The sequence below is a fragment of the Providencia sp. CIM-Carb-044 genome (assembly GCF_033901115.1).
Lineage (GTDB): Bacteria > Pseudomonadota > Gammaproteobacteria > Enterobacterales > Enterobacteriaceae > Providencia > Providencia hangzhouensis.
This window is the reverse complement of the sequence record NZ_JAXADV010000003.1, coordinates 161370-179140: the sequence shown is the minus strand read 5'-3', so window position 1 is coordinate 179140 and position 17771 is coordinate 161370. Positions and strand designations below refer to the sequence as shown.

The window sequence follows — 17771 nt, the reverse complement described above, 5'->3', positions numbered from 1 at the left end:
CAAATCATTTTTTCGAATACTTGTTGAGATAAACAGCATATCTAAAAACTACAATCATACACACCAGCATATTTTGGAAGAATAATCTCGGCTTAACAAAAAAATAAAGCTATCAACAAATAAATAGCAGCACATCATTTTATGAAAAACAATGTGCCCCCATTTTTACATCCTCTCTCTTCCAGCAAAATGTTCATGCATCTTTTCTGTCATCACCCACAGCGCCTTATTCAATTTAATATCCCCATCAATACCATTCACCGAGCGAGTGCGAGCTCGCTTGCCTTTAGCGTTCCTACCCGATAATCCTCCCTTGATTAAATTCTCCTGTAAACGTTGATATACCGTCCACAGATCATCTTTCTTATCCTCCCAACGGCGAGGCTGTAATATTTGCGCTTCGGTAATAGGTTGATGCTCTTCACCAAAACGATAAGTCAAAGCCGCATGTGCTAAGGCTTGCTGTGCTGGTGGAGGTAACATGAGAGATTGCATTTGTTCGCGCTTTTCCGCTACCGTATCAAACGTTTCTAAAACTTCATAAGCCCCTTCAATCACCTTACCAACAACATCACCTTTGTGAGGGACACGCACTTCACCAAAGGTATCTCCACAAACTAAACCGTTCGAACATACAGCTCTAAATAGACCCGGCAACATTTGATAACTACTTGAACCATCATGGCTATTTAAAAGAATAATTTCAGGAACTTGTATTCCCGTAATTTGGTCATGACGACGTAGCCGTAACATATGCTTGGTGTGCTCTCGACGGCTAACATCACGTACACGAGTCTGGCAGGCAAAGAATGGATAAAAACCTTCTTTTTGAAGGCTATCGAGTAAGGTAATGGTTGGGATGTAAGTATATCGGTCACTTCTGGATTCGTGTTTTTCTTCAGAGAAAACACTGGGTACAGTACGGAACAACTCTTCAATCGTTAACGGGCGGTCACGACGAATGCTATTCGCCGCACCAAAGCGGGAGGCTAAACGAGACATAGGGGTTCTCCTCAGTGATAACACTGATAAATTAAAATAAGATAAAGGAAATAAGTGAGGTGATAAGCTGGTGGACGCTGTATTAATGCGTTATCAATAACTTAGTCAATTAGGCGAAAGATTTGAGCTTGCTCCGGATGCTGTATAGCGTAATCACGCAACAGGTAAAAATATTCCACCAGCACAGGGCTTTCGGTTTTAAATGACCAGATGCTATACACCAGTAAACAGACTGCAATACCAGCTGCCTCCGGGCTTAACTCAGCTTCATTTCCGTTATGCGGGTTAAACATTTGCAGGGAGGTTTCGAGCATATCAGGCCAGATAAATGCGCCGCCATTAGTCAGCATACTGAACTCCCAGAAAGCACCTTGATAGACCTCACACATCTTATCCATCAGATTAAAGATATCGCCTTCAATACGTTGCCAGTCTGGCACAGTACCAAAGTAAAAACGCCAGAAGGTACTACGACCACGGGAATTGACGAGGTTGGTTTTGATAACCGTTGATTCTTGCTCTTGTAAAGTAAACATAATAGAACTCCAATTCAGTCGATATTGATAGACAGTAATAAACAAAAAAGCCCTACACCTTGCGGTGCAGAGCTTTCTCGAAATGATAGGTATATTGAGTATCATTTTTAGTGACGCATTCTGATGATTGATTCACTAAAATAATATAGATATAAAAATAAATGTAAGTTAATTAATGGGTTAGTCTGATGATGCTTTTATAATGAATCAGATAATACGAAGGCGTAAATAAGGACGTGGTTAATCGATTAGATGGAAAATGGCGGAACGTTCTGGATGTTGCGCCGCATAATCACGCAATTGATAAAAGCGATCGACGAGGATGTCACTTTCCGTTTGAAATGACCATAAACTGTACATCATCAAACACACAGCAATGCCTGCCGCTTCACAGCTAACGTTCGCTTCATTGCCATTATGCGGGTTGAATAGCGTAAGCTCCTCTTGATTCAAATCGGGATAAATAAAAGCGCCGCCATTAGATAAAGTGCAATATTCCCAATACCCGCCGTGGTAGTCCTCACAAAACTGGCCCATGGTAGTAAAAATCACCACTTCAAAGGTTGAAAAGCCTTTAACGTTGCCAAAATGAGTTTGCCAAAAATGCGTGCGCTGGCGGTTGGAAGCGGGTGTTGAGATGATGGGTTTAAGTGTCATAAAAAAGCCCTTTTGTGGATGTTACGAAATAAAAAAGGCAGACCGATTGGTCTGCCGTTATGTTGAATCTACATTGAAATAGTTGAGTTTTAGTGGTCACTAAATAGCCCGTTGAGTAGTCGTTCAATGGCTCCCCCCAATAAGGTTGTGCAAGCAAGCGTCGCCCCAAGTCGAGCCGCTTGAATTTCCGTGTCGGAATACTTGCCTTCAAGCGCAAGTTGTTCATTGACCGTCTTCTGGGCGTAGTAGGTGATAGACACCAGTGTCACAACACTCACAGAGGTGGCGATAAGTTTAAAAATGGACATAGATTACCCTTTAGTCAGGCGTTCATTGAATATGAACGCCGAATAGTGTGTGAAAACTCAGTATTGATATCGGGCGATATCCGGTTTTTGAAAGGATTGTGTTTGGTAGTAAAATAACGCTTTTGCTATTCCGTTAATAATTTGAGGGGTTTCAAGTTTACCTTGATACGCCCATGCGACGGCATCTGTTCTTGCTAAACGGCTCAATGTTTTTTCCATCATAGGGGTAAAATCCTCCTGCCCTTGTTTATCCTCTAGGTTATACAGAACATGCGTTAGAACAGGCTTTTCAGGGTTAACGAGGCTCCAAATAAAAACTTGGGTGATTGACCAGTCGTGTGCATTTTGTTGTGCACGTTTTAGGTCTGTGATGTATTGCTCCGTGATTTGAATGGCTTCATTTTGCTGGTGTCTAAATTGTGTTAACGCATTGGCATTGTGTTGCTGAAGCTCAGAGACCTTTTTCCGGAGCATTGCCTCGACATTTTCCGTTTGGTTTAACCACGGTAATAAATACAGGCCAACATCAGGGGCGTGGTCATTCAATGTCTCCGTTAACGTATTCCATGCTTTAAGCTGGCGCTCGGCTTCCTCTGACGGAGTATAACCGGCATTAAATGCAATCGGTGTCGTCATTGCATAGGGCTGGTCAACATTGCCTCTGAGCAATGACCAGTCATGTTGGGACAGTGTTGTGATGAGCTGTAAAACCTGTGTAAGCCTCTGCTCCTCAAGGGTTGAATCTGTTTTCGGTGTTTCCGCATTGGCAAAGCGCGGTATGAATTTAGTCATACCGTCTATTGCCGTTTGATACCAGTTATTTAAATCGTGGTTAATGGCGTTTTGTAATGCCCCTTTAGCTAACTGACACTTATAGACCACCAAGGGCCTTTCTTGTTCATCCGTTAAGGTTTCCCATGTTGGCGAAACACAATCTTTACGATGGTTGAGTACCCCACCGAGTGTGACACTGCGGTCGTAATCATAAATCAATCCTTGAACACGCAAAATGTCTTGGGAAACAGTCTTAGCAGTCGTTGACGTTGAATCATCACATCCCAACAAGAGTGCGCTGCTGATGCAAACGGTATAAAAAATAGTTTTCATCTTAATACCTTATAATTTAACGAGTGATTGAATATATTGGTAATGGGGCAAGGCTTGAATAAACGCCTCTTCACATAACCGTTGGTTGAGGTCTTCACGATAACGAAAGCCCCGCGCCGTCATGACCACGTCTTTCAAGGCCATCACATCAAAGACATGAATGTGCTCCGCGATATCAGCGGCGAGATACCAATGACCGTGGTAATAAATCAACTTGTACGGGGCAACGTTCGTGATGTTTTTTCCTTGGTGGGTAAATTGCAGTAAACGCCGTTTTACAATGGCTTGTGTTAGAATATAAAAGCCCCCGAACAGCGAGGGACGCTGCTTAGGTGGCGTGTGGTAGACAATAAACGGTGAATCAATTGTTGGGTCGAGCAGAACCGTCAGCAGCTTCCTGTCTAAAGCCGGAAACAGTGAGGTGACATGCGTAATGGCGGCAAAGCGCAATATGTCCTTATCGGTACGAAAGGGACGCTGTGATGCTGCCAATCGATAGCCACCTTGGTGATATTCCAAGTCCAGATACTGAAGGCGCTCATTAAAATCACGCCGCAGGGTACGAGTCGAGACATTGAGCTCTTCTGACAGCGCGGATAAATAAACGGTTTCTCCTCGAAATAATTGACTGATAATAAACGCCAACCGAGACGCAAGCCGGTCATGGCGAGACACAGATGTCGACATGATGTTGTCCTTATTAAAATAGCTCCGGCAAGCGGATAGAATGGGATTGATAAACCTTATTGTGATAAGGCCTTTTGTCGTAAGTACGCCACAATGATGCAGGCAGGAACAGTGACGCGATAAGCAGGACCCGCTAGGTCAGCGACAAGCCATGCCGAGCTCACCGCAAGACCAATCGGACCCGCAATCAAGGAAAGTGCTCGGTGTGCGGCAAAAAGCGTACCGAGTGTGGCTACCCCGCCGAGCGCATTAATCACACCAATGGCTGAGAGTGTGGCCACTTCCAGTGCAGCAATGCCAGAGGTACGGATAGCCGCTTGAACCGCAATCAAAATCAGTTGAGGAGTGGGGTTGGTGAGGTTAAGTTGCATATCACGAGAGAAGGCTTGTAGCTCTTCCGTGGTCAGCTCATTTAAGCTTTTTTCTAATACTTTCAATAACAAATTCAATTCCAAGGTTTCGGTATTCCCCTCCTTAGGATAATTGACATCAAGGTGGTCACAGACATCTTGTAAAATTTCACGGTACAACACGCCTTTATTGCCTCGGACGAGACTCATCAAGCTGTTGGCCCCAAAGGCTTGCAACTCTGCCGCAATCGACATCCAGTATTGCTGGTGCTCAGGGTGATAGAGTTGATATTCAGGTGAACTGGTTAAGGTTTCAGTCCAACGCTTTTGTCCGTCTTTGCTGTCATGAGTTAGGACGGACACAAGCAAGCCCAGTTCTTCATTGCTGCATTCACGTAAAAACGCTAAATCGGTATCTAATCGGTAAGTTGCCATCAGTGTGATTCCCTAGCTTTAAAAAGAGAACACCACGATAACAACCTCACCGGACAGGTTATGTCCGGCTATTTGACTTTTTTTCAAGAGAGAAATGAAGGGAAATGACAGGGTGTGTCACGAATGCAATTTAACTAATTGATATTCATTTAATTATTGGATTTCATATGAGTGATATATATCTGAAAAATATTTGATTAAGAATATTGATTATATTGTGAAGAACATGAGCTATAAAAACTCGTTTGAGTGTTAGAAAAAAAGGGAGATAGAGCGAGAATGATTGTAAATATATGTAAACTTTGATTCTGATGAAGAACAATACAATCCAATAGTTTTTTTCCTACTTGACGCAGGTTAAGGATTACTATTTATTCCCATAACTCAATGACAACGGACTAATGGAGTTTACATGAATCGATTTCCATTAAACGCTTTTCCTCAGGATCTAAAAGAGGTTATTTTAGATTTAAGAGAAGAAACACAAGCGCCTGAACCTTTAATTGCTTCTTCAGTACTGAGTGCGCTATCTTTGGCACTGCAAGATAAATTAGATATACAGGTCACTACATCTATACAGTCACCTGTTTCATTATTTTTTCTTGTTATTGCAAACTCGGGTGAACGGAAAACGAGTGTCGATAGACGTGTATTAGCGCCAATTTATGAGCACGATAGAATATCCGCACAGAACTATGAAGTTTTAATGGCCAAATATTCGGCGGAACATAAGATTTGGAAAGCTAAAGAAAAAGCCATACTAGCGAGTATTGAAAAAAAAGCTAAAAAGGGGCTAGCAACTGAATTAGAAGATGCTCAATATTTAGCTCACAGCAAATTGTGTCCTAAATTACCAAAGAATGAAAAGCGCATCTACAACAATGTGACACCGGAAGCACTGCAACTGAATATGTTTTTTCACCAATCCAACATTGGACTAATTGCTGATGAAGGCGCGAATATCTTAGATCGCAAAGTGATGAATGATCTTAGCTTTCTAAACTCAATCTGGGATGGGCACTCTTTTCAAGTTGAGCGAAAGACAATGCAAAGTTTTCAGATTGAAAATGGGCGGATCACTTTATCCGTGATGGTGCAACAAGCTATCTTTGAAGAATATTTAAAGAAACAAGGAATAAAAGCGAAGGGAAGCGGTTTTTTTGCACGTTGTTTACCTGTGTTAATTGATGAGCAATTATCGACACAAGGGTCACGCTTTATTCGCGATTATTCAAATAATCATCATACTTATATTGAACTATTTCATCAGAAAATATGTAGTTATTTAAAGGCGAGCTGTCAAGAGCATCGAGAATGTGTAGCTTTTGATCCTCAAGCTGAATTAGAGTGGAAAGGAATCTATAATGATATTGAAGAGCAATTAAGAAGAGGGGGAGACTACGAAAATATTAGGGATACGGCATCAAAGATGGCTAATAACATTGCACGTTTATCAGCTCTATTAAGTTATTTTGAACGGGGAACTGCTCCTATAGATAAAGTTTCTGTGGGGCAGGCTAAAGATATTTGCTTGTGGTATATGGAGCAAGCTAATAATTTATTTGGCGCACTCGAGTGGAATGAAGAGGTTAAATTATTAGATTGGTTAGATTATTTCTATCGTAGAGAAAATTGCAATAGTATACGTAAAAATGATATACGAAAATATGGTCCTAACTCATTAAGAAGAGGAAAACGATTAGATGTTGTTCTACAACGTTTAGAGCGTGAAGGTTGTATTGATATTGAACAATGTGAAAGACAAAGTTTGTGGGTCTGCCAAGGTCCTACTTTTTTTAACAATAGTTATACAAAAAAACAGTGGTTCAGAAATTAGACCCTGCTATTTCTGCTATTAGTAGCAAGAATAGCAGGGTGAAAATTTAAAAATAGGCCAAAGTAATATCAGAGTGAAATAATCACAATTCTGACGTTTTTCTAAGTTAATGAATGTCTATGGCTTTTGTTTTTCTCTAATCGTTAAGTTTTATCGTGTCGGTATAGTAATATATGTTTATCATTATATATGTATTATTAATGAATACATATATAAATTACTATATATATTTAATGATAATTTATAATTAATACCATTTCGTAGCTAATGGATTCTAATTCCATTAGCTAAATGTATGCTCAGTTAATTAATGAGGTGACATCTCTTATGCCTCATTGGTTATCATCATAATAATATAGATTGGAATAACATAATTACTGATACCGACACATCCTTTTAATATCTAATTAAGGAATGTCAAAATAAAGATGAAACCGTATACGTATAATGCGCAATATCAGCAAGCCTTCTCGGATGTGATTAATGATGCCGTACGAGAGTTTCCTCGTACGCTTGCATTACGAATCGATCTTCACTTTCCTTCTGATTACCAATATGGTGATTCAAATAAAGAGATAACGCGTTTTATCGAATCGTTGAAAGCAAAGGTTAAAGTCGCGAGTAAAAATAAAAATCACGATTGGGAACGTAACTGGCATAATCGTTTACGGTATATCTGGGTACGTGAGATTGGTGAACGTAATCATCGTAAGCATTACCACGCTTTATTACTGCTGAATAAAGATTTTTACTGGAGTGCAGGACACTTTGGATCAACGACCAGCTTAGCAGGACTGATCCAGCAAGCATGGTGTAGTGCGTTGGGCATTGAGCTAGACCAATACAAAGGGCTGGTTCATTTCACGAAAAACGGGATTTATGTACTCAATGTGAATAAACGTGAATATCTCCAACAATTGGCGAATTTACAGGGGCGTCTAGATTACTTAGCGAAAGACCATACAAAGAGCTATCACGATGGCTATCGGTCTATAGGGATGAGTCGTAGATAACTTATCTATAGGGATACTTTAGTGTTATTAGTTGACCACTTCAAGGGCAAGAGGATTTGCCCTCACAATGATTTTTTAGCTTCTATCAAATAATGTGCGTAGTTCAATAGGATAATAATTACTTATAAATGATTCTGCTTCACTCTTGCTCAATGGTTTCATATCGATATGTTTACCTGAACGAATACGAATACTCGAAACAGGAATGTGTACAACACCAGTTGGTGACCGATTGATAACAATCCATTCACCAGACTCCACAGTTTTTGAATGGAAAGGACGGTCAGCTATGAGCTGGCTACAGTAAAATATGTCTTTTGCAGGAACTTCTAGCTCTAATGCAATATCTGCCCAGTAGCAGTTTTGGTCGCCAAATGAGTTCAATGTATCCATTTCAATCTTAATTTCAGTAAGGCCTAATAATTCAGCGCAGCTTTTGAGTTTAAGTATTTTATCGACATAACCATTTTTATTGCTTAGTTCACGACGTATGAAGATAGTTTGAGCTGATATTTTAGCTAAGTGGAGTTGAGTGTGTTGATATAGCCGTAAAACTTCATCACATATTTTCTGAACTTTATCACTATCTAGCGTGCTCAATATTTCTTTTTCATTACGATCATAGTGATAGTTGAAGTAGTCAGTATAAATTCTGTCTTCCAGAAAGGGAGTCTTTGAATGTTTAAAGCTCTAGATAAAAAATAGGTTAGTAATGCGTACCCAAACCGCTTTCCACAATTAAAACCAGTAACTCGATTTGGATCATTAGAACATGCTTTTCCTATTCCGATACAGTCAAAAAGTAAATCATCTTGTATTTGAAATAGTTGTTCACTATTGCTTCTCGGGAAAATCTCATCTTGTCTTGTAACCATAAAGGTATTCATTGTTGGAAATCCTTTTGCTTAGAAATCTAGAACAATAATGACATAGGTTAAATACTTTTTTCTTAAGAATTTTCAATTCTACCTTTTTAAGAGTATTGAGCATACGTATGACTCTAAGTGAATATTTTTTTTGAATGTTAAAAGGTCGAGATTCATACAAAATAATACTAATTGTTCATTTATTGCGCGGTTGAGCTGAGCTTAAATTTTTACTCAAGCTCTGCTACTAGTATTAGAAAAAGAGAATACATATCCTGTATTTGGTCAACAAGAAATAGTTAAATCTATCAATTAAAAAAGGATATGTTATGAAAAATCAAATGGTTATTTTGAGAGTGAAGGATGTGATTAGCCGATTGAAAATCGGTAAATCAACATTATATGACTGGCTAAATCACAAGTCACCAAGGTTCAAAGGTGATTTTCCGAGGCCAGTTAAGATTAGCGAAACAATGGTTGGTTGGCTTGAAGATGAAATAAATAACTGGTTAGAAACTAAAAAAAATAAAAGAGGGTAAAAGATAGATATGGCGGCTGCAATTGCCGCCATGAACTAATATTATTTTGATTTCTCAGAAAAAATGTTTTTTATTGATTGCTGATAATTTTTATTGGATTCTGAATCACCACTTTTTGGTCTAAACCAGGTCATTAAATTACTTCTAATTGTATCTTTATTGACTTTAAATGACGATTCTGTACCTTCTAGTTCTAATGATTTCTGTATTAACATTGGAATTATATCTTTAATGGCCTCACGATAAGACCTCCAATTCTTTTTATCAGGATCTGCTGTAAGGTAATCAATTACTTCTTTTTTCGTTTTTTCAGAATCTTGAGTTCGCTTATTTTTTGAGCCACGCCTTGAAAAGTCGGCTCTTCGCTCTTCCAAAGCTTTATCTGAAGTATTTCCGGATGGATATGAACTTAAACCATCACAATAACCAATACGATAGTAAGCATCAAGAAGATAGTCAAATGCTTGTTGTGTGTTGTGAGCTTGAAGTTCTAATTCCGATGCAGCATAAAGTCCTATAGCGTAATGAAGCTGTGATGAAGTGGTATTTTGGGTAATTGTATTGAAGTAGTAATCAGAGAGAACACCTTCATTATCTCTCATAAGAATACCATCTTCAGGATTAAAGTCATGTTCAAAATCAGGTTTATTAAACTTATTGACTTGTTTTTGGAAGCGATTTACAAGATTGTTGAATAAATCAATCGGGGGGGAATTTTGACTATTTTGTTTCTCTTGTTGATTCTGTATGATTTCAAGTGCTTTTGATTCAAATTTTTTCTTTATTTGAATAATTATAGTTTCCATTATTCTACTCCTATGAGGTTAACTTACTTTACTCTAGCTGAGCCATATGGTTATAACAGCCTGCTTGTTTTTTTGCTAATTTATTGAATAGAAATACATTATGAGCTCAAAGGTAATGTTTATAAGATCTTTTAATAAATAGGTGTATAAACTTCTTAACATATGCTTTTTGCGTCTCCTGTCGCTACCACTAGGCTTGTTATAAAGGTACAATCAGTTAACTTTTTTAATATTCAATGTGCTGATTACAATGACTAATAACAATTTCTCTTCAACAGCGGCATTTCTATGGTCAGTAGCTGACCTATTACGTGGCGACTTCAAGCAATCTCAATACGGACGCATCATTCTTCCTTTCACTCTACTAAGGCGCTTAGAGTGTGTCCTTGCAGCTACAAAGGCTGATGTTCTGGCTAAATATAATGCAGTAAAATCAATGCCGATTGAAGCGCAGGACAAACTACTTACCCATGCTGCTCAGTTAAGCTTTTACAACACCTCAAAAATGGATTTGAACCGTCTGGGTGAAACAGGCGTAGCGAATAATCTTCAGAACTATATTCAATCATTTAGCCCAAATGCCCGTGAGATTTTTGAGCACTTCGACTTTTTCAATACCAACGATAAATTGGAAGAAGCCGACCTGCTTTATAAAGTTGCAAAACGTTTTGCGACCACAGATCTTCACCCTGACACCATTAGCAACTACGGTATGGGTTTAGTGTTTGAAGAGCTTATCCGACGCTTTGCAGAAAGCTCGAATGAAACCGCAGGGGAACACTTTACCCCAAGGGATATTGTTGAGCTGACGACGTCATTGCTTTTCACTAACGAAGAAGAGTTAACCAGTTCGGGCTTAGTTCGCTCAATCTACGACCCTACAGCAGGCAAACGTTACATACCAAGTTTTAATCGCACACCATACATGTTTCAATGGTGACAAATTAGACTACTCTATGCTCAGAAGTAATTCCTTCCTGAACGGCATTGAGTCGTCGAAGGGGGAAATCAATGGCAAGCCTTGAGCAAATCAACTATCAGCCTCATCGAGCAGAAATATCGGACGGCTCGTTACAGTGGGCTCCACTAAAAAGAAAACCGATCAAAAATCTTCCCCAAATAGTCTGGGAAGATAATTCAACCTGGGCAGAAGCAAATCTTTGGGCCCTGGATCAGGCAACATCATCAAAACGGGATCTGAAAACCGTTCGATCCAATATGTCTCACCTGCTTGCCTACGCAAAATGGCTAGAAGCAGAGTCAATCCAATGGTGGCATTTCCCAGAGCGAGAAAGTGAGCGTTGCCTTGTTCGCTTTCGTGGAGCACTTGTTGCCGCCAGAAATAATGGTGAGCTTGCTCCAAGCACTGCTTCGCAGAGGATGGCAGCAGTCATCCGTTTCTATAAATGGACACAATCGCGTCGATTAATTTCACCAGAATGGCCAATGTGGGAGCAGCGATTTGTTGGAATCAAATTAACCAATCCGTTTGGTCTCGAACATACCATGCGAGTTGCCAGTACAGACCTTGCCATTCCCAATCGAAAGGTTGCTGGGGCCATACAGCTTGAGGATGGCCTTCTCCCAGTAACTGTTTCTGCAATGAAAGAAATTCTCGCGCTGGCAGATTGCAGCGCAACCGAAGAGCTTTCGCTAATGCTACGAATTGGCTTTTTCACAGGGTTGCGCATTGGCTCAATTACCGATCTGAAGGTTCAAACTCTTCACAACGCAACCCTGGTTCCTGAAGTCGGTTGGAAGCGATTAGCTGTTGGTCCTGGTGCTAGGCCAATGGTCTCAACCAAGTTTGGCGTTTCCGGTTCAGTGCCAATACCTGAGGAGCTTCTCGAAACACTTATTGCCTATTCCATGAGTACGAGAAGGCTGAAACGCCAAATGTTAGCGAGTCATGAAGATAGGGACCTACTATTCCTTACTCGCTATGGCAACTCGTACAGCGGAGATGATAGCCGAGCGGTTAACGTGGAAATGTCTCGTCTCCGATCATCTGGTAAAAGGGCTGGGCTGCAAGTGATGCGCGGTTTTCATTTCCATCGCACAAGAGCCACTTTTGCCACAGAGTTAATGCGCGTGGCGCTAAAGTTCATGCCAGTCGGTGATGCCATCCAGTTTGTAAGGGAGGCATGTTTGCACCGAGATGAAAGTACAACGATGAAATACATCAAGTTTATTGAAGCAAACAAAGCAATGTCAGATGCAGCGGAAGCTTTTTCGGAAGCCTTTATGGGATTGGCTAGAGGGCGTGCCAATGCATGAGTTAAATCTTACTTTCCCGGGCATGAGTCTTGGTACGCATCAAATCCCTTGGAACCTGAACATATTGCTTCATCATGGTGTTGCATGTGTACCGAGAAAAAATGCGATGGAATCGATACATCATTCCTCAGTCGATGATGTTGACGTTCTTCGAATTCCGATTGTATGCGCATTTCATGAAGCTATTTCCAGCATGATAAGTCAGGGGCGCTTTCGTTCACTTATCGAAGGCAGTCTGGAAGTGCTTTGGCGGTTCTTTGCATGCTCAGATACCAACTCATTGACTATGTCTCGAGATAAAGTGGTAACCAACTTCAAGAAATGGTCGGAATACCAGTTATATAGATCAAAAATCAAAAAGGAAGTGTCTGAAATTTACGTTTACAGACAGACTTCAAAGTTAGCCAATCTCATCGCTAGAGCCTTAAAACTTCCTGGAGCTAAGCCTGGCAGCGCACTTTTGATGCAAACAAGGATCAGAAAACCTAGCGCAAAAAAGAGCGTACTGACCAGCAGCGCAGATAAGCAAAATCTCAGCAGTACATTTGAGTTTGGTCATTGCCTGAGGTCGATCTGTGACGCCTTGGATTGTGCGACGGTCAGAGGACGGCTACCTATCCGTATTGCGCTGCAAGGCGGCAAGACCTTGGTGGTTGCAGGAAGCCTCCTTAATCCGGAAATGGATGTCGAATCTATAAAGTGCAGCACCGTCAGGAAAAATGCTGAGAAAGCCAGAGCGCCACTGATGGAGAGTGAAAGCCTTTTCGATCGGCATAAAAGATCGGGAATACTAAATCTGAGAATAGAATCTGAGCTTTTGATATTCATCGCACAAACAGGGATGAATCTGACTCAGGCATCAGCGCTTGAAAGAGAAACTTATCGTTGGAAGTCTAACGGTGACGATCTGGAGGTTTTCCGCGTATACAAGGGGAGACGCAGCGGCGAAGCTGTTTTTCGTTGCTATCGCTCTTATAAGGAACATCTCGAGCGATATTTGCAGTGGCTGAATGACACAGGGTTTGCTGAACACGATACCCGGCTTTTCCCTTTACAAAGTCGAGGCATGATTCGCGCAAAAGATTCAAAGATTGGATTCTACACATTGAAAGAATCCTTCAAGAAAATTGATGCTCGGATTTTAGGGCCACAGGAGCTGCGTAAAACCAGAGTAAACTGGCTACTCAGGCGAAGCAACGATCTCGAACTTACGGCTGAGCAAATGGCCCATGATAAGGAAGTCCTTCTCCGTGATTATGAAAGGCCACATCATCAATCAGCGGCATCCGAAATAGTCCGGTTCCATGCATCAACAGATCCTGCTTATACGCCACCTGGGCCGGGTGTATGTATCGACAAAGATCGTGCCCCCGAGTCGATCAATGGTATAGCTAAAGAAGCGCCGAAACCGGACTGTACCAGCCCAGAAGGCTGTCTTTTTTGTACTAAGCATCGAGACGTTATGAGTCCTGATTATTGCTGGAAACTTGCCTCGCACGCAAAGATCAAGAGCCTGGAAGCAAACCTGTATAAACCACCGGAAAAGCAAGACATTCATCCTGCATACCGGGTTATTGAAAGAATAAACAAAAAACTTGAAGCAATAGCGTCTGGCAGCGAAATACGAGCAATGTGGGTAAGTGAATCTCAGGATTTGATTCGTGCCGGTAAATATCACCCCTATTGGAGTGGCCATATAGAGCTGATGGAGGTAATTGCATGAATTTGGCTTACTTCCCGGGATTGCAGATTGAATCGGCCTTATCAAAAGAAGATGCGCTGAATTTTAAACCTGACAGTTGGCCCCCTGCGCCGGATTTTCCTGCTGTGATAGATGCCTATGGCCATGTTGTGTCTCGATATGGTGACGTAAGATGGGATCTTTCACCTTGGTCTGGGCACACCCTCACCATTTACTTTGGGGATGGTTCTGGTCAGGGAAAAAGAGTTAGCCCTCAGAACGCGGAGTTATTGCGTAAAGTTGTAGCGTGGTGGCTTTGGGGCGAAGCGGCTATTCGTTCTGCCAAGGCATTGGTGTTTAAGTTTGAGACGATAAAACCCCTGTTTGTGGCCTGCACAGATGCCGGTATTCTGGCTACTGAGCTCTATAGATATCCCAAGGTCATCGAGAAGTTATCCGAATATTATAAGCAACGCGGAAATCGCTTGATTGAATGCCTCCATTCATTATTCATCGCACGAGAGACTTTAGGGTTTGTCTTGCTTGACGAAAGCGGAATTAAACTACTTAGCAGCGTATTAACAACGAATGATTCGACTCAGACAGCTTATATACCAGCGAGGATATGGAGTTATCAGGTTTCACGTCTTCGGGAATGCTTGGAAGACTTTCTGTTGCATCAAGAACAAGTTGAGGCCTGTTACGATTTTTGTTTGTCAGCTTATGCCAGAAATGCTGGAGGTCAGTTATCAAAATCATTTGGTGGCCTTGGCATCAATGGGCCATTTCGAAGCTCGCGTATAAGAGGAAAAAGCCGAACAGGAAGAGTTTTTTATGGTTTGTTTACAGAGACTGCAGAAGAGTTTGGTATATCGGAATTACTTGATCGCTGGGTATTGTTCAATAACGTTACTGGTATTAGATCACTTACTACTTACCTCTCTTTAATTAGCAGTGTTGGATTGGCTTATCTATTGAACTTTTCTTTGATGCGAATTGAAGAGGGCTCCAAACTTCGTGCTGATTGTTATGAGGTTGAACGTGATCAGTTAGGTGAAGATATTCACATGCTAAAAGGTGTAACAACAAAAACCATTGAGGATTCTGATGCTCGCTGGATTGTTTCACCTTCCGTTGAAATAGCTCTGAAAGCAATGAGAATCGTTGCTTTCATGCGGTCAAAGGCAGCAAGAGAGAACCCCTATTTAGAATTATCAAAGGAAGATGTCGAGAACCCAATTCTTCAATTTCTTCAGCATGAACCATGGAGCTCCAAAGCGCCTAAATCTCAATCAACCAAAAAGTACAAAAAGATTCGGTCATACGGTGACATCTCAAAAAACCTGTGGCCAAAACTCTTTGATGATAAGGAACTGACGATTACCGAAGCTGATCTGGAAATGGCCAATAGAATGACATTTGGCCTTGATCCAGAGAAGTTTGCCGTAGGCAAAGTTTGGCCTCTTGCCTGGCATCAATTACGACGCACCGGTGCTGTCAATATGCTTGCCAGTGGATTGGTGACCGAAGCGTCTCTTCAGTACCAGCTGAAACACGCCTCGCGCGCTATGAGCCAATACTACGGAAAAAACTACTACCGACTCAAAGAACCATTGAATGAGGAAGCTCGTGCCTATTACTTGCGTGAGATGTATCAATCAATGGTGCGGGAGTTTAAAGCGCTCCAATCTGATCAGTATGTTTCGCCACACGGTGAGAAGCGCAAGCAGCAGATCCTCTCTGAAATATCGGAGAAAGACCATGAGCAGTTGCTCAAGGCCGCAAAATCAGGACGGATCAGTTACCGTCAAACATTCCTTGGTGGTTGCGCCAATTCAGGCCCGCCTTGCCCGCTTGGAGGGATCAGCAATATCAGTTCCTGTATGGGATTTAGCAGCAATAAGCCATGCGCATCGGCATTGTTAGATAAAGCAAAGCTACCAATGATTAAACAGCTTAAAAACGTTATTACTATTCAGATCAGTGACGCTGCGCCAGACTCCCCTTTATATGAGTCATTACAAGCGCAATTAGAATCCGCAGAGCGAGCAATCCATGTTATCGAAAGCAATTGAACCAAGAAAAGTTAGCAAGGCCGAACTGAAATTCAGGGAGGCTTTCGAACGCCTCAAGGTGGGCAAGCCAGATATTCTGCCGAAAGGGACGCCACTCAGTCAGAACAATGTTGCCAAAGAAGCAGGGGTAGATCCTTCCGCCCTTCGCAGAGCAAGGTTCCCTGAGCTGGTTGCGGATATTCAAGCCTGGATAGAAAGCCATAAGGATGAAGCAGCGCAAAAATCGCCCAGACAGATGATGCTTGCGCAAAGATCGAGGAACCGAGATCTACTGGAAAAGGTTAAGGTGCTGGAAGAACAGCGAGATAAAGCCCTTGGGCAGTTGCTGGATGCTCAATTTCGGATACTGGAACTGACACTTGAGAACCAGCGTCTACAAGCTCAGCTACCGGCAAGTAATGTTCACTTCATTTCTAATTCGAAGAAGCCCTCATGATTAGTTGGCACAGGGCGTGGGCCTAAATCCGCTAAGAAATGAGATTTACGACCGGAATCTCCAAGGCGTCAGCGATTTGATGGATCTTTGTCAGAGTGATGTTTTGGTCACCGCGCTCTATATGCCCCATATAGCTTCTATCAATACCGGCTAAGTCAGCCAAAGCCTCCTGCGAGAGGCCTTTTTCTTTCCGTATCTTGCGAACCTTCTCACCAAAAGCGACCAGTCTTGGATCTTTCATATTTGTTCTGCCCAAAAGACAGAACTATCACCAAATGTTGGATATATCACCACGGGATATATCGCTCATTTTTGTTATTCTTAGGTAGTCTTAAATCTATCGACTGGGCTATTGGCGAGCATATGTGGAACGATAAGAAGCAAAAATATTGGGAAGCGATCCGAAATCACCCCGGAGTTAGTTATAAAAAACTTAGCAAATACAAGTTCCTACTGCAACTCGAAGGGCGGCAATGGTACTTTTGGCCCCGATCTGGGCGATACCAGCACGTGACCCAGGATGGTGGCATCTCGGAAGTGTTTATGGGAGAGCTGTCAGACTTCTATCACCGATACATGACTGGTGAACTTCAATTCCCGGAGAGTTTCGGAAAAATATGGAGCAAGACGGACGAAGAGGTTCTGTACGACATGATTGATTCTGCTTGCACTGTCCGGCAGATAGCAGTTGAACTGAAACGGCACCCGGTAAGCGTCATTAACAAGCTGGCAAAGTACCTGGACGATGACAGTATCCAGAATCGTATTACTCAAGATTTTTACGATGTCCCTGTACGGGAGCTAGTGCGGTGGGTGTAGACGAATTCTATCTCTAGGTAGCAATTCCTATTTATTCCCCCCTGACCTAGACGGCTTCTTTTGTTTGATAACGGGTAACAATATTGATCATCTGATGACAACCTTGTACTATTTCGACACTAAATCATTAACCTCAACAGAGTGCGGATAACGCAAATGAGTGAGCAAATAATGACAGTTAAGGATGTCGCATCGTATCTCAAGCTCAACGAGCGAACTGTTTACCGTATGGCTACGTCAGCGAAAATACCTGCCTTCAAAGTGGGCACATCCTGGCGTTTCAAGCGTGAAGACATCGAAAAGTGGATAGAAGAACAAAAGAATGACAGACAATAATAGG

General features: G+C 41.7%; 19 protein-coding genes and 1 pseudogene. 10 read left to right on the top strand and 10 right to left on the bottom strand.

What is annotated here, in order from left to right; translation table 11 throughout:
- Positions 1–165: 165 nt before the first annotated feature.
- The 7 genes from SJ312_RS07355 to SJ312_RS07325 all read right to left on the bottom strand — a co-directional run bounded on the left by SJ312_RS07355 (position 166) and on the right by SJ312_RS07325 (position 5082).
- Entirely contained in the window at positions 166–1002 is an 837-nt protein-coding gene (locus SJ312_RS07355; RefSeq protein WP_131680581.1) for a DUF932 domain-containing protein, read from the bottom strand.
- A 101-nt stretch (positions 1003–1103) separates the two neighbouring features.
- Complete coding sequence (locus tag SJ312_RS07350) at positions 1104–1538, bottom strand: antirestriction protein (protein WP_131680580.1); 435 nt, start codon at positions 1536–1538, stop codon at positions 1104–1106.
- 240 nt (positions 1539–1778) lie between these two features.
- Entirely contained in the window at positions 1779–2195 is a 417-nt protein-coding gene (locus SJ312_RS07345) for an antirestriction protein (protein WP_094963071.1), read from the bottom strand.
- Positions 2196–2284: 89 nt separating this feature from the next.
- On the bottom strand, positions 2285–2464 hold the full coding sequence (locus SJ312_RS07340) for a hypothetical protein (RefSeq protein WP_243154751.1): 180 nt from the start codon (positions 2462–2464) through the stop codon (positions 2285–2287).
- 96 nt (positions 2465–2560) lie between these two features.
- Positions 2561–3610: a hypothetical protein gene (locus SJ312_RS07335; RefSeq protein WP_131680578.1), complete on the bottom strand. Its 1050-nt coding sequence runs from the start codon at positions 3608–3610 to the stop codon at positions 2561–2563.
- A 9-nt stretch (positions 3611–3619) separates the two neighbouring features.
- Positions 3620–4297, bottom strand: a complete 678-nt coding sequence (locus SJ312_RS07330) for a helix-turn-helix transcriptional regulator (RefSeq protein ID WP_319863178.1) — start codon at positions 4295–4297, stop codon at positions 3620–3622.
- 56 nt (positions 4298–4353) lie between these two features.
- Entirely contained in the window at positions 4354–5082 is a 729-nt protein-coding gene (locus SJ312_RS07325) for a DUF3944 domain-containing protein (protein ID WP_094963210.1), read from the bottom strand.
- A gap of 412 nt (positions 5083–5494) precedes the next feature.
- Here SJ312_RS07325 and SJ312_RS07320 point away from each other — a divergent pair, with 412 nt between their 5' ends.
- Together SJ312_RS07320 and SJ312_RS07315 are read left to right on the top strand one after the other, a co-directional pair.
- Positions 5495–6919 (top strand): YfjI family protein, encoded by a 1425-nt coding sequence (locus SJ312_RS07320; RefSeq protein ID WP_319863180.1) that lies wholly within the window; start codon positions 5495–5497, stop codon positions 6917–6919.
- A 428-nt stretch (positions 6920–7347) separates the two neighbouring features.
- Positions 7348–7932: an inovirus Gp2 family protein gene (locus tag SJ312_RS07315; protein ID WP_131680575.1), complete on the top strand. Its 585-nt coding sequence runs from the start codon at positions 7348–7350 to the stop codon at positions 7930–7932.
- Between the two features lie 75 nt (positions 7933–8007).
- On the opposite strand, the gene SJ312_RS07310 is transcribed toward SJ312_RS07315, so the two are convergent.
- A complete protein-coding gene (locus SJ312_RS07310) occupies positions 8008–8532 on the bottom strand; it encodes a hypothetical protein (RefSeq protein ID WP_131680574.1) in 525 nt (174 codons plus the stop codon).
- A gap of 595 nt (positions 8533–9127) precedes the next feature.
- Here SJ312_RS07310 and SJ312_RS07305 point away from each other — a divergent pair.
- On the top strand, positions 9128–9337 hold the full coding sequence (locus tag SJ312_RS07305; RefSeq protein ID WP_239407501.1) for a helix-turn-helix transcriptional regulator: 210 nt from the start codon (positions 9128–9130) through the stop codon (positions 9335–9337).
- Between the two features lie 41 nt (positions 9338–9378).
- Here SJ312_RS07305 and SJ312_RS07300 read toward each other — a convergent pair whose 3' ends face one another.
- The gene (locus SJ312_RS07300) at positions 9379–10143 is read right to left on the bottom strand and encodes a hypothetical protein (RefSeq protein ID WP_131680572.1); all 765 of its coding nucleotides are present in this window, start codon (positions 10141–10143) and stop codon (positions 9379–9381) included.
- A 250-nt stretch (positions 10144–10393) separates the two neighbouring features.
- On the opposite strand from SJ312_RS07300, the pseudogene SJ312_RS07295 reads away from it, so the two are divergent.
- The 5 genes and pseudogenes from SJ312_RS07295 to SJ312_RS07275 form a co-directional block, all read left to right on the top strand.
- Positions 10394–11032: pseudogene (locus SJ312_RS07295) on the top strand (type I restriction-modification system subunit M N-terminal domain-containing protein); the annotation flags it as partial.
- Between the two features lie 98 nt (positions 11033–11130).
- Positions 11131–12420 (top strand): tyrosine-type recombinase/integrase, encoded by a 1290-nt coding sequence (locus SJ312_RS07290; RefSeq protein WP_239407500.1) that lies wholly within the window; start codon positions 11131–11133, stop codon positions 12418–12420.
- Positions 12413–14143: a hypothetical protein gene (locus SJ312_RS07285; RefSeq protein WP_319867316.1), complete on the top strand. Its 1731-nt coding sequence runs from the start codon at positions 12413–12415 to the stop codon at positions 14141–14143. Before SJ312_RS07290 ends, SJ312_RS07285 begins: the two co-directional genes overlap by 8 nt.
- Positions 14140–16176: a hypothetical protein gene (locus tag SJ312_RS07280; protein WP_239407499.1), complete on the top strand. Its 2037-nt coding sequence runs from the start codon at positions 14140–14142 to the stop codon at positions 16174–16176. The genes SJ312_RS07285 and SJ312_RS07280 overlap by 4 nt, the downstream gene beginning before the upstream one ends.
- Positions 16157–16612 carry a hypothetical protein gene (locus tag SJ312_RS07275; protein ID WP_131680568.1) on the top strand — a complete coding sequence of 152 codons (456 nt, stop codon included), beginning with the start codon at positions 16157–16159 and terminating at the stop codon, positions 16610–16612. Before SJ312_RS07280 ends, SJ312_RS07275 begins: the two co-directional genes overlap by 20 nt.
- A gap of 31 nt (positions 16613–16643) precedes the next feature.
- On the opposite strand, the gene SJ312_RS07270 is transcribed toward SJ312_RS07275, so the two are convergent.
- Positions 16644–16853: a helix-turn-helix domain-containing protein gene (locus SJ312_RS07270; RefSeq protein WP_113594272.1), complete on the bottom strand. Its 210-nt coding sequence runs from the start codon at positions 16851–16853 to the stop codon at positions 16644–16646.
- 122 nt (positions 16854–16975) lie between these two features.
- Here SJ312_RS07270 and SJ312_RS07265 point away from each other — a divergent pair, with 122 nt between their 5' ends.
- Positions 16976–17431 (top strand): hypothetical protein, encoded by a 456-nt coding sequence (locus SJ312_RS07265; RefSeq protein ID WP_207392883.1) that lies wholly within the window; start codon positions 16976–16978, stop codon positions 17429–17431.
- A gap of 156 nt (positions 17432–17587) precedes the next feature.
- On the top strand, positions 17588–17767 hold the full coding sequence (mads1, locus tag SJ312_RS07260) for a methylation-associated defense system helix-turn-helix domain-containing protein MAD1 (protein ID WP_039532421.1): 180 nt from the start codon (positions 17588–17590) through the stop codon (positions 17765–17767).
- Positions 17768–17771: the final 4 nt, after the last annotated feature.